Annotated in this window: 11 protein-coding genes; 1 reads left to right on the top strand and 10 read right to left on the bottom strand. The window is 38.6% G+C overall.

Annotated elements, in window-relative coordinates:
* Window positions 1–121: 121 nt before the first annotated feature.
* The 9 genes from coxB to pabB all read right to left on the bottom strand — a co-directional run bounded on the left by coxB (window position 122) and on the right by pabB (window position 10,451).
* A complete protein-coding gene (gene coxB, locus IC619_RS14135; RefSeq protein WP_191140787.1) occupies window positions 122–1,123 on the bottom strand; it encodes a cytochrome c oxidase subunit II in 1,002 nt (333 codons plus the stop codon).
* A 115-nt stretch (window positions 1,124–1,238) separates the two neighbouring features.
* Window positions 1,239–2,174 carry a heme o synthase gene (cyoE, locus tag IC619_RS14140; protein WP_191140788.1) on the bottom strand — a complete coding sequence of 312 codons (936 nt, stop codon included), beginning with the start codon at window positions 2,172–2,174 and terminating at the stop codon, window positions 1,239–1,241.
* A gap of 268 nt (window positions 2,175–2,442) precedes the next feature.
* Entirely contained in the window at window positions 2,443–2,838 is a 396-nt protein-coding gene (locus IC619_RS14145) for an ATP-binding protein (protein WP_191140789.1), read from the bottom strand.
* A gap of 32 nt (window positions 2,839–2,870) precedes the next feature.
* Window positions 2,871–4,631, bottom strand: coding sequence for an ABC transporter ATP-binding protein (locus IC619_RS14150; RefSeq protein ID WP_430624115.1), 1,761 nt, complete (start codon window positions 4,629–4,631; stop codon window positions 2,871–2,873).
* 330 nt (window positions 4,632–4,961) lie between these two features.
* Window positions 4,962–5,741 (bottom strand): GTP-sensing pleiotropic transcriptional regulator CodY, encoded by a 780-nt coding sequence (gene codY, locus IC619_RS14155; RefSeq protein WP_191140791.1) that lies wholly within the window; start codon window positions 5,739–5,741, stop codon window positions 4,962–4,964.
* A 216-nt stretch (window positions 5,742–5,957) separates the two neighbouring features.
* A complete protein-coding gene (gene lepB / locus IC619_RS14160; RefSeq protein WP_191140792.1) occupies window positions 5,958–6,485 on the bottom strand; it encodes a signal peptidase I in 528 nt (175 codons plus the stop codon).
* Between the two features lie 449 nt (window positions 6,486–6,934).
* Window positions 6,935–7,777: a pyrroline-5-carboxylate reductase gene (gene proC, locus IC619_RS14165; protein WP_191140793.1), complete on the bottom strand. Its 843-nt coding sequence runs from the start codon at window positions 7,775–7,777 to the stop codon at window positions 6,935–6,937.
* 519 nt (window positions 7,778–8,296) lie between these two features.
* Window positions 8,297–8,734, bottom strand: coding sequence for a GNAT family N-acetyltransferase (locus IC619_RS14170; protein ID WP_191140794.1), 438 nt, complete (start codon window positions 8,732–8,734; stop codon window positions 8,297–8,299).
* A gap of 271 nt (window positions 8,735–9,005) precedes the next feature.
* A complete protein-coding gene (pabB, locus tag IC619_RS14175) occupies window positions 9,006–10,451 on the bottom strand; it encodes an aminodeoxychorismate synthase component I (protein ID WP_191140795.1) in 1,446 nt (481 codons plus the stop codon).
* A gap of 166 nt (window positions 10,452–10,617) precedes the next feature.
* Here pabB and IC619_RS14180 point away from each other — a divergent pair, with 166 nt between their 5' ends.
* The gene (locus IC619_RS14180; protein ID WP_191140796.1) at window positions 10,618–10,821 is read left to right on the top strand and encodes a hypothetical protein; all 204 of its coding nucleotides are present in this window, start codon (window positions 10,618–10,620) and stop codon (window positions 10,819–10,821) included.
* Window positions 10,822–10,904: 83 nt separating this feature from the next.
* On the opposite strand, the gene IC619_RS16890 is transcribed toward IC619_RS14180, so the two are convergent.
* A complete protein-coding gene (locus IC619_RS16890; RefSeq protein WP_249669876.1) occupies window positions 10,905–12,746 on the bottom strand; it encodes a VanW family protein in 1,842 nt (613 codons plus the stop codon).
* Window positions 12,747–12,835 lie beyond the last annotated feature (89 nt).

Raw genomic sequence — 12,835 nt, forward strand, 5'->3', positions numbered from 1 at the left:
TTTCACACGTTCAAGGAAGTTTTTGTTATAGCCCCCTAGCACAATCGCTGCTAAAAATAAAGCTACAACAACCATTATTGTAAGTGTACCCAATTTAATCCCCCCTTTTTATCTTCAATTGCTATTTACGACTTTCTAGATAATCAACTAATGCATCTAAATCTTTTTCTTCTAGATAATCAATCTTAGGCATATTCGCGCCTGCTTTAATGGCTTGTGGATCATGTAGCCATTTTTTTAGGTTTTCTGGGTTGTTTTTTAACATACCCGCGATGGTATCACGCGTACCAAATTTACTTAAATCTGGTCCTGGTACACTTTGGTTAATACCAGCATGACATCCCAGACAGTTTTGCTGAAATACTTCTTCCCCACGTTTTTCAGAATCAGTTGTAAGTTCAGCTGGTGGGGCTTGCATTTGAGTTACCCACTTATCAAAATCTTCTGCTGAATGCGCTTTTACTTTGAAGTCCATTAAAGCATGACCTGCACCGCATAATTCAGCACATTTCCCTTGGTAATCTCCTGGCTTGTTAGCATCTAATATCACGTTTGTTACACGTCCAGGGATAACGTCTACTTTACCGCCCAATGCTGGAATCCAGAAAGAGTGTAATACGTCTTTACCATGGATTTCAAAATTAATCTTTTTACCAACTGGAATATGAAGTTCTTGAGCAGTTTTAATCCCTAACTCAGGATATTCAAACTCCCACCAATATTGGTAGCCAGTTACTTTTACATTGACTACTTCTTCGTCCTGAGCAATTTTAGTTAGATCAAAGGTAGTTGTAACTGTGGGAACTGCTAAAATTCCTAATAATATAATCGGGATAACAGTCCAGATAATCTCAAGCTTAGTGTTTCCATGAGTTTGTTTTGGCATTACATCTACACCTTTCCGCTTTCTAAAGCGGATTAAGACATAAATATATATCGTAATTACGACTGCAAAAACGCCTAACATAATTAAGAAGCTTAACTTGATAAGATCTAGTTGCTTTTCTCCAGCAGATCCTGAAGGATCAAGTACATTTAGACTTTCGTGACCAGAGCAACCTGTCAAAACTAGCGCAAATAGCGCGAAGACAAATAGTCCCCGCCATATATTCCGTCGTTTCACTACGAACCAACCTCACTTTCCTTTTAAGTCTATCCATATTTATACTGGATTTCATCATCTCACAGTGCACGAGTGAAAATCTATACTAAAGCTTTTACAAGCACTGTAACAATATTTAATAGATATTTAGTAGATCAACAATGGTTTTATCCACAATGACAGCCAACAAAATGACGGTTAAATAGATTAATGAGTAAAAAAACATCTGGTTCACCCATTTTGCTTCATCTTTGGCGAAAAAACCTTTAATCGCAAGTACTATATATATTAGACCAAGTATTGCCGCGATCACAAGATAAAACCAACTCGATGCACCATCGACATACAAAATAAATGATGAAGGCACAAGCAAGATCGTGTAGATCAAAGTTTGTACTTTGGTAACATGAAAACCTTTAACGACTGGTAACATCGGTATGCCTGCCGCTCGGTAGTCATCAACTTTCCTCATTGCAATCGCAAAGAAATGAGGAGGTTGCCACAAAAACAAAATCAAGAATAACGCCCAAGCAGATAAACTTAATTCTCCAGTTGCAGCTGCCCATCCAATTAATGGCGGCACTGCGCCTGAAAAACTGCCAATAAGTGTGTTATGCGTACTCGTTCTTTTCAACCAGATCGTATATATAAACACATAAACAACAAATCCGAACATACCCAGCACCGCTGTCAATAAGTTAATAGCGGATAAAGTGAGCACACCAAGTATTGTGAGAATAATACCATACCAGAGTGCTACGTTTGGTTTGATCCTTCCTTGTACGATTGCTCGTTCGTGCGTACGTTCCATTTTAGGATCAATATCTCGGTCGATATAGTTATTTAGTGTACAACCACCTGCAATGACTAAAGCGGATCCCAAAAGCATCATTAGCAAATTGAGAAAATCGAGCTCTGTGAACCCGGTTGCTAACCAATAGCCGGTAAACGCTGCAAATAAATTGCTTTTATTAATTCCTGGCTTGGTAATCTCAATATAGTCTCGCCATGTCGCTTTTGTAGTGGTAAGCACCCGATCTGCAGAAGTTTGCTGGGAGAAAGATCGTTCCATTAGAATGACCTCCTTTCTCTCCATTCCATCATTCCTAGCATTCCCTTGCAAAGAGGATCATGTGATATAACAATCCCATTTTAGTGGAAGAGGGGTTATGATGCAAGAGCATCCAAATAAGGTTCATAATATAGCTAAAACCTATCGACTATATTATGTCCCTCTTTCAATTCTAGATATCACATTCTCTTCTTTTTTAGTCTAATGGATGCGTTCTTCAAACTGGCACCGAAGTTGTGAACATTTCATGAGTACTGAGGGCCACTCTCTACCCGTTTCTTAGCCACTTGATTACTTCCACACAAGATCCCTCTACAATGGGCACTAACACAATATCGTCCATCAAAAGCTTCACATGATGTAAGCCACTTGTTTCACCTATCCCGTTAGTCTGTTCACGCATCATTTCCTCAAAGTTATCAATACCTGGCCCTCTATCACTCACCCGGATACGTATACCCAGCTTTTGTTCAAGATCGATCTTTTCAATTTCAATCCGCCCTATTTCTGCATGTTGAATCACATTTCGAGCCAGTTCAGAAATCGATTGTACGATTTTAGCCTGATCGATTTCATCAAATCCGATTTCTTTAGCTAACTCTCTTGCTTCACTACGGATCGCTACAATATCCCACTCATAATTAAGCTCGAATGCTTTATTCATATCTTCTCCTCCAGTTTCCCACTGAACCACACTCAACTTCCTTGTCTCTCTTTTGCAAGATGTTGCACTTGATATAGCCTGCTATATTTTCCGCCTTCTTGCAATAATTGTTCGTGTGTACCGTGCTCTATGATTTGTCCTTCATCTAAAACAAAAATATGATCCGCATGCGTAATCGTGGACAAACGATGTGCAACAATTAAAGTGGTGCGATTTTCTTCTATCTTTTCGAGCGATGATTGAATCAAGTGCTCAGAGTTTAAATCAAGTGCAGACGTAGCCTCATCTAAAATTAATATAGGAGGATTTTTTAAAAACACGCGAGCGATGGCAATGCGTTGCTTCTGTCCACCGGATAGCTTCACCCCTCTTTCTCCAATCTCTGTATCATAACCGTCAGATAAGCCCATAATAAAGTCATGTGCATTAGCCTGTTGACTAGCAACCATTACTTCTTCTAGGGACGCGGTAGGTTTACCTATACGAATATTATCGAACACACTCCCACTAAATAGGAAGTTATCTTGCATCACGATGCCGATATTCTCACGTAAGCTTTCAAGCTCGATATCTCGAATATCTATATTATCAATGCGTATTTGTCCCTCATCTGGATCATAAAAACGTGGTATCAATGAAATAAGCGAAGACTTACCCCCTCCACTTGCTCCTACAAAAGCAACTGTTTGACCTGCTTCAATCTTGATACATATATCTTTTAACGCTTTTTGATCTGATGAACCATAACTAAAGTCAACATGATTGAAGGTAATAGATCCGCTTACGCGCGAGATTGGTTTGGCATTAGGCTCATCTACAATATCGTATGGTTCATCTAAAAATTCATACACCCTTTCAATTGATGCTTGAGCTTGCGTTAACGTTGTAGAGGAATTAACTAAACGACGAATCGGGCTATAAATGAGTCCCATATACCCATAAAATGCCGTCATTCCTCCAATTGTAAGATTTCCTTGAATCACTTGATATGCGGAAAAGGCAATCACAATGATCGGAGCAAGATCCGTTAAGGTATTGATCGTCGCAAACGTTTTCGCAATCCATTTACTATGGGTCATGGCCTTCGTTAATAAGTTCATATTCTTGCGCTCGAACCGCTCTTGTTCTACTTTTTCGAGATGAAAGGAGCGAATTACCGCTATTCCTTGAATACGCTCGTGTAAATACCCCTGTAGTTCTGCTAAAGCTTGTGAGCGCTCTTTTGTAAAACGTTTAAGGTTCTGAAAGAAATACTTTACTGAAACACCGTATAAAGGAAAAATAGCGAGTGAGATCATCGTCATCCATGGATCTAACCATAGCATAAAACATATGGCAATAGAGAGTGTGGCTAAATCTAACCAGATATTCATGAGTCCAGTTACCACAAATTCTTTTGTTTGTTCTACATCATGAATCACGCGGGAAATAATTTGTCCTACTTTTTGGTTGTGGTAATATTTTAAAGAAAGTAATTGTATATGCTGATACAATTTGTTTCGAAGATCAAATAAAACCTTACTAGCTGCCCACTGCGCAAAGTATTGGCGATAATACTCCACCGGTGCTCTTATAACCGTAAAGATGACAAAGACAATGATTACAATCCAGATTAGGCGATCAATCTTTTCTTGAGCTGGCATGCTCGTCAGTAATAAATCATCAACTACGTATTTAAGCAAAAGTGGGAGTAATAGCGGTATGCCAAATTTAAGAATCCCCACAGTCATTGCAAGGGAGATTTCTTTCCAGTACGGCTTAACAAACTGCATATATCGACCCATACTTTTCATCCTTACATCTCCCATTCTAATGGCTAAGCGATTTCTATAATAAAAGCGATTAAAGACTCCTACTTTAAGTTAAAGACATACTATATTTTCATCCATAGTCTATTGCCTAATTTATTATAACAGATTGTAAGTAAAAGACAGTTCATGAAATGGATTTCACATCAATTGTTTTATACTTCCTCAGTGAACTCGTTTCAGTCAAAGCCGAAACATCGGGAAATCAGGTCGAGACTCGACTCCACCTGATTGAAGTGGGGGTCTTTACTCATTTCAAAAGATAAAGACAAAAAAACCGTGCGCCCAAAGGCTTCACGGTTTTCTATATTGATTTTAGTGACGTGCTTTCTCCAATGCTGGTAAAAGTTTCGGATTCAAAATTTTAATGTACGTTCCTTTCATACCAAGTGAACGTGATTCCACTACACCAGCACTTTCTAATTTACGAAGTGCGTTTACAATGACAGAACGTGTGATTCCAACACGATCAGCAATTTTACTCGCAACAAGTAATCCCTCTAAGCCATCCAATTCACCAAAGATGTGCTCTGCAGCTTCCAACTCACTAAAGGAAAGTGAGTTAATCGCAAGTTGTACAACTGCGCGACTACGTGCCTCTTCTTCAACAAGCCCTGCACGTTCACGTAAAATCTCCATGCCTACTACTGTCGCTCCATATTCTGCAAGTACGAGGTCTCCTTCTTCAAACTCACCATTCAATCGAGAAAGAACCAATGTACCTAAATGGTCACCGCCACCAATGATAGGAACTAATGTCGTAATGCCATCCTTAAACATTTCAGCCATTTCAGTTGGATATGCAGTATACGGGCTATCCACACCAACATTGGGCATTGTTTTTGTCACTTCCATTAACAAATGTGCGTACTCCGTTGGAAATTGACGTGTTTTTAAATATTGTTGCATTCTTTCGTTTTCAAACTCATGGTTGATTGCCATTCCTAAGAATTTACCTTCTGGTCCAACCACATAAATATTTGCGCCAATAATATCACATAACGCTTCAGCAACTTCATCAAAATCGACTAAATGATGTCCTACATTTTTTTGAAGAATCTTCGATATTCTACGTGTTTTTGTTAACAAATCCATTCCAAATTACCCCCATTAAATTACATTGCTTATATGTTGAATGTCTGTCCAGTTACTTCTCTATGTACTAATACCGGACAAAATAGATTGTACTTTGCGGAATTAATGCTGTGAGAAGGATCAATTACTTTACCTATTATGCGACATTTCAGCATTAAAGCAATTTCTTTTTTGTGAACACTTTTTGACTTTTAATGCTATTTTAAATTGTTTCTTTCACAATGATGCTGAAAGTGATGGTCTCCATAAAATCATCTCGACTTTACCATCCAGTAGTTGATAGGGAATTAAACCCACACTATCGTAGCGACTGTCTCTACTGGCATAGCGTTCCCGATTATCCCCCATCACAAAAATCGTACCAAACTCTACTGTCTTGGGCCCATAGTTTCCATCTTCAATCGGAGTGTCAATATACTGCTCAGCTATCTTTTCTCCATTCCGATATAGAGTACCATTCTCTATTTCAATGATATCTCCTGCCAAACCTACCACTCTTTTAACTAAATATCTTCCTTCAGTAGACGGATCTTTAAAAGTAACCACATCTCCTACCTGAGGTGTATCTAGTAAAAATTTGAAGCGGTTGATCAATAAACGGTCACCGTCATGTAGAGTAGGTTGCATTGACGTACCATTCACAATTGAAAGTGCAAATCCATACTGATTTACACTATAGGCGAATAGAACCGCAAATGCAAAGCATATTAACCAAATTGATAGTTTTCCAATTTTTAACTTCATCATCTTCACCCCTCTATCTACAGATGTAGGGAGAGTGATTCATTTTGTGGAAAAAAGACTATTCTTAGTTGCCTGTACAATTGATGTTAAATCTACTTACTCCCAGATCATCATGAACACTCCCTTTGTATTATTTTTATTTATTTCCAAAAAATCCAGATTATAAAACACCTAAAACTCAGAATTTATATCAAAAACTTTTTGGCCGTCGTATATTCTGCTCTCTATGCACTTTTTCAGATCGCTCCGCCAAAACCTTACGGCACTCCCAACCCCCTTAGCGGTCAAACAGATTGTCCGGATTTTGGCTGAGAGTCATTTCCGCTCAAAATACACTTCCTCGTATTGGATCGGGGAATCAGGTAGAGACTCTACTCCACCTGATTAAATCGCCACTTTTATAAGTAGGAGGCTGAACCCACTCTAAAGTTCAATGCTACTGCGCTTTATCATTCTTCTGTCTTACACTCAGAAGCATATAATTTTTCAATTTCTTTCGATCTGTTGGTTGCATGTAATACAGCTTGTATCATAGCTTCTTTCATATCATATCGATTCAGCATCTCTAAGCCTGCCATTGTTGTTCCACCAGGCGAGGTAACTTCTTGTCTTAGTTGACTGGCCTCTTTCTGACTCATATATAACATTTGTGCTGCTCCCATGAAAGTTTGCAAGATCAGTTCTTTTGCGATGTCTCTTGATAAACCAGCTTCTATTCCTGCTTGTTCCAGTGACTCAATCATATAGAAAAAGTAGGCCGGTCCGCTACCAGATAGGCCAGTAACGGCATCCATCAATTCTTCTTTAACGACTAAAACTTTGCCAATAGCGCAAAAAATGCGGTGTGCTAAATCGAGATCACGCGAATTAGCAAGTGTACCCCCACAAATCGCTGTAGCTGAAAGTCGAACATGACTGGCAGTGTTTGGCATAGCTCTGATAAAAGCAACTCGATCAATCTTTTTCTCAAAGTAAGTAACTGGAATTCCGGCAGCAACAGATATGACCAATTGTTCTGCAAAAAAATGAGCTCCCCATATTTGCAGAACAAGATCTATATCCTTTGGTTTAACTGCTATAATGACGATATCAGCCTGTCTTACATGGTGAGCATTTTTATTCTCTTCTGGAATCCCGTAAGTACGACAGATTTGGTCTAAGCGCTCCTGATTTTTCCGATTGGTAATGAAAATTTGATCAGATTTGATCACACCTGCACTTATTATTCCTGAAATAATGGCTTCTGCCATTGCACCTGCACCAATAAAGCCAATTTTTTTATCTCCTATCATTGAAAAAACCTCCCACAGATTGAAAAATCCCTCTCCACCCAAAGGACGAATGAGGAATTAATCCGCGGTACCACCTTTATTAGTGCCCATAGCTGCACTCTACTTGAGCAACGAAATATCGTTGCTTATCTTGATAACGGAGAGTTTCCGATCTGATTTATCATCAGCCACATCTGAGGTTGGGTTCAAACGTCCGTGTAGCCAAAACCTTTCAGCCTATGGGTTCTGGTTTCTGTGCACAACGGACAGATCTACTAGACCTCGTCACAGCGTTTATTGCCGTAATTTTTAAAAATATTATGTTTGAAGTTCACCTTTTTGTCAATAGGATAATCCATTTTTTTGCTTTTTTTGTTTGAAAGCGCTCACAGCTTATAGTATTCTGTATATAAACGTACTAACGAATCACTTCTGTATCTCCACGTGCGCGATATGCATACTTTAGTATACAGTGTTTAGGGGACTTGGACTTATTTCACAAAAAGGCCGCCCTGCACGGCAGACCTTTTTGTCAAAACTTCACACGATTAATCGATCTTCCATGGTAAGTAGATCTTTTTCAAGTCGTGTGGAGCAGCTATTGGTATATCCGAGATATTTGTAGAATGGCAACAGTTTCTCAGTTCCTTCATCTACAGTGATCCAAGTTCTCTTTACGCCCTTTTTGACAAAGCGTTCTTCTAAAGCTTGTACCAGCTTTGTACCTATTTTCTTTTTTTGGAATTCAGGATTAACAGCTAAACAATAGAAAAAACCGCATTCACCATCTTTTGTTCCTACAATCGCACCCACAACTCGCCCATTTTCCAACTCAGCTACTAAGACTAAATCACGATCAATAGCCAGTTGCTCAGATAATACGGTCAGTGTTTCCTTCTCGCACTCATATATAGCAGTTTCCTGCCAAATCTGTAAAACATCATGAACATCGGAAAGTTGAAAAGAACGTAACTTCATATATTTGGATCCCTCCACCTAGAAGCCTCACTAGTTCTATATTGTCAAATGTGTAAATCTTACCCGACTAACGTCGAATGATTTTTATGAACACCAGTGCAACCAAGATTGAATCTTTCACAAGCAACTACCTTTATTTTAGCAAAAAAAGCTTGGACTTGCGAGAATGACAACTCACGAGTAAGCGAGCACAAATGCAATCAAATTTTATCATATTTTATGTGAATCAGCGAGCGTAACTTATCATTTAATCCGGATTGCGATTTGATTGCTAAATAAGTTGCGTACGCCTATCCTCTTCTTTAAGTGCTATCCGCACTGCTCGCTTTAGTGCAAACGCCTTGTCCATCGATTCTTTGTATTCCATTGCTGGATTGGAATCAGCGATGATCCCTCCCCCTACGTTTAAATATACATAACCCTCACGGTAGATGATCGTCCGTATAACCATGCTTAAGTCAAAGTTACCCCGCACATCAAAGTAGCCCAATCCACCTGCATAAACGCCTCTCTTTACATTTTCTTGCTCAAAAATGATTTCCATGGCTCTTTTTTTAGGGGCACCTGTCATTGATCCACCTGGAAATGTTGCTTTTACAATCTCCATTGCTTTTACATGATTCCCGATTTCACCTTCAACTACTGATACCAGCTGATGTACAGTAGCATAAGATTCGACGTTTAAAAGCTTACTCACCAAAATACTTCCTGGAAGACATACACGCCCCAAATCATTTCTTACTAAATCTACAATCATGACATTCTCAGCTTGATCTTTTTCACTCATTTTCAACTCTTCTTTTAGTTTCCTATCTTGATATTCATCTTTTCCTCGTGGACGAGTCCCTTTTATTGGACGACTTTCAACCTTTTTGTCTATACCAGCCTTCAAAAATCGTTCGGGTGAAGAAGACAAAATAGAGAAGTGATCTAAATGTATAAATGCAGAGAACGGTGCTGGATTTATGTTTCGTAAAATCTGATACATTACAAATGCATCAGATTGAGCCTTTGCCTCAATTTGATGTGTGAAGCAAGCTTGATAAATGTCTCCTTGCGCAATCCACTCCTGAATTTGAACGACCTTTTCCATGTAATCTTTAAAATTCTCTTGATGAACATAATGGATATCTGGTAAAGAATCCGCTGATGAAGCAAATGGTTGCTTGGGTTTATACTGCTCCATTACACATCTTAATTTTTCTATCCATGTCTCTAGCTGGCATTCAATATCAGAAATTTCTTGATCTCTCATCACAATTTGTGTGATATATCCTTTACCAAGTTCTTGATTATAGATAAGTACGCGATCAACAAACATTAATAAAGCATCAGGTGTATCAGATGGGTTCGTCTCATGTACCGGTGTATGATGAACATGTTGCCCCATTTCATAACCGAGATAACCAACTAATCCCCCGATAAAAGGAAGTTCTTCCTGATCAGGTGTTAGTGCATATGAATCAAGGATGGATTGTATTTCATGGAAAGGATCTGATTGCTTTTCATGAACACCGGTATGATCAATCCATTCAATTGATTTCCCCTTGATACGTAAAACAAAAGATGGATCTCCTCCCATCATCGAATAGCCACTTAATCCAGGGACAGTATGGTTCCCATCTAACCAGAATGCATATTTTTTTTCTTGATATAGTTGTTCAAAAATCCACTCCATATGGATGGGGAAAGCAAGTTCTTTTACGATTAATTTCATCATCATTACCTCTAAATTAAATTTAAAATCAACAAAAAACGATCAAGCGCGTCGATTTGCGTTATTTTTCCATTTGAGCGTCGTGTATTTTGGACAATCAACACCACTGAAAAACGATTCGATTATTTTGTGCTTAAGTTGCTCATAATGATATGGAGGTGATTATATGTATACTGGACGCAACTTAGATGAATTAAGTATGGTTCCCTTATCTGGATGGGATCTTGAGGAATTATCTTATCATCACTATATGATGGCTCAAATGTCTCCACTTATGAATCAGCAAGGTGTAAGTTTACATCAAGACCTGATTCATGAGATTGAGGGACGAAAACATCAATATCAGCATCATCCCTCAGACCTTTCTTAGATTAACAGAAAAGGATGTAGAAAGAAAACTGGAAGCATGTGTGTCGATTTTTTACCCCTTCGACCTTACTGCTTCCAGATCATTTATTCTTCAGTTTTAACTGATTTTTGCTGAGAGAAGGTTTTTTTGCTTTCGGTCTCTCCTGCATTTTTTTGCTGTTTTTTTGCACCTGGTACGGTGTACATGTATATTGTGATTGCATTATTCTCTAATTTCACTTTTATCATAATCGGTTTATCCATATTGTTTTTAAAGCGATAATCTGGTCCTCCCCATGAAACTGTTGCATCACGACCAGGTGGAACATACGGAACAGCTGCACTGTGAGAAAATCTTCTCACTGTCTTTATACCAGCTCGATCCACCGCATTATATAAGGTAGTAGAAACTTGGCAAATACCACCGCCTAAACCTTCTGCTGGCTCTCCTCTGATGATAATACCTGCAGATTTATATCCACGTGCAGCTGTTCTTTCACCTACTACCTCGTTGAAAGAAAATTTTTCACCCGGCATGAGGATTAACTGATTAATACGCTCTGATGCTAAACGAATATTATGTGTGCGATTTTTCTTTGAACCACTAAATGTCGTTTTATATTTTCCTATTAATGCTTCATCTACTCTTTCTAAATCAGACGAACGCACATCGGGTTCAATGTTAATGATAGGAATTTCACGAGGTTGGTTAATCAGCGACGGAATATCAGTCAGCAATTTCTCTACCTCATCCACATCTACAACACGCCCTATTTCTTCATTTTCTATCGTCTGGCCTAATTTCTCTACATCTGCATTTTTAACCGGTTTATCAATTTTCGCTTTTACTTCATCAAGCCAAGCACGCATTTTTTCCTGATCTAATTGATGTGGGTGATCTTTTTGATATCCAATCTGGCTTAAATCTAGCTCAAATGATTGATCTTCAAACGTGAATTGCAGTTTTGGTATCTCTTCTTTAACCTCAACTTTCTGCTCACTAGCTCCTACTTCTGATAATTCTCCATTGCCCCATGCATATATGCCACCACCAATTACTGACACAAATAGAACAAGAGATGCAACTCCACCAACTAACATTTTTTTTCGTTTTGCGTGTGGATTACTCGTCGTTGCAGGTCGTTTAGACATCTGGTCTTGATGTTGTACTTTTTGTATACCTTTATCCTCAGATTCAACCTCAAATGTAAATGGTGTCTCTTTTTTTTTTTTTGCGATATTTGTATAATCTTCAAGATCTGATAAATCCCATTTTCGTGTTATTTCTTTATTTTCATCCCTTACATTCGTCTCAGCGACTGGTTCTGTAACTTCTTCTTTGGTATTCGTCTCAACGACTGGTTCTGTAGCTTCTTCTTTGATATTCGTCTCAGCTACTGGTTCTGTAACTTCTTCTTTGGTATTCGTCTCAGCTACTGGTTCTGTAGCTTCTTCTTTGATATTCGTCTCAGCGACTGGTTCTGTAGCTTCTTCTTTAGTATTCGTCTCAGCGACTGGTTCTGTAACTTCTTCTTTAGTATTCGTCTCAGCTACTGGTTCTGTAGCTTCTTCTTTAGTATTCGTCTCAGCTACTGGTTCTGTAGCTTCTTCTTTGGTATTCGTCTCAGCGACTGGTTCTGTAGCTTCTTCTTTGGTATTCGTCTCAGCGACTGGTTCTGTAGCTTCTTCTTTGGTATTCGTCTCAGCTACTGGTTCTGTAGCTTCTTCATTGATATTTGACTTTTGCTCTCTTACAAATTTTTCTTTTCCATCATTATCTTGACTCTTTTTTAATTCAGAACCAGGCGACGAGTCGGAAATTATATTTTTTTCAGCAGATTCTTGTTCGGTTAAAGATCCTATTTCTTCAGATTTTTCTCCTTGATCGTTCTTAGTGTCCCAAGCTTTTTGAGGCATATTTTCTTCATTATTATGCTCTTTATCCAATAGAATCCCCCTCTTCCTTTCTCTATGAATCAAAACCTATATATGTAACAACCATCAACTACAAAGTAAGGATTAAGCTAGAAATGCAA

This window comes from Polycladospora coralii (genome assembly GCF_014773435.2).
Classification (GTDB): Bacteria; Bacillota; Bacilli; order Thermoactinomycetales; family Thermoactinomycetaceae; genus Polycladospora; species Polycladospora coralii.

What these genes read in the sequence shown, in the direction of transcription:
- IC619_RS14145 (WP_191140789.1), bottom strand. Translation starts at nt 2,838, where the DNA reads ATGAATAAAGCATTCGAGCTTAATTATGAGTGGGATATTGTAGCGATC.
- IC619_RS14180 (WP_191140796.1), top strand. Translation starts at nt 10,618, where the DNA reads ATGTATACTGGACGCAACTTAGATGAATTAAGTATGGTTCCCTTATCT.
- IC619_RS14170 (WP_191140794.1), bottom strand. Translation starts at nt 8,734, where the DNA reads ATGAAGTTACGTTCTTTTCAACTTTCCGATGTTCATGATGTTTTACAG.
- proC (WP_191140793.1), bottom strand. Translation starts at nt 7,777, where the DNA reads ATGATAGGAGATAAAAAAATTGGCTTTATTGGTGCAGGTGCAATGGCA.
- cyoE (WP_191140788.1), bottom strand. Translation starts at nt 2,174, where the DNA reads ATGGAACGATCTTTCTCCCAGCAAACTTCTGCAGATCGGGTGCTTACC.
- codY (WP_191140791.1), bottom strand. Translation starts at nt 5,741, where the DNA reads ATGGATTTGTTAACAAAAACACGTAGAATATCGAAGATTCTTCAAAAA.
- IC619_RS14150 (WP_430624115.1), bottom strand. Translation starts at nt 4,631, where the DNA reads ATGAAAAGTATGGGTCGATATATGCAGTTTGTTAAGCCGTACTGGAAA.
- lepB (WP_191140792.1), bottom strand. Translation starts at nt 6,485, where the DNA reads ATGAAGTTAAAAATTGGAAAACTATCAATTTGGTTAATATGCTTTGCA.
- pabB (WP_191140795.1), bottom strand. Translation starts at nt 10,451, where the DNA reads ATGAAATTAATCGTAAAAGAACTTGCTTTCCCCATCCATATGGAGTGG.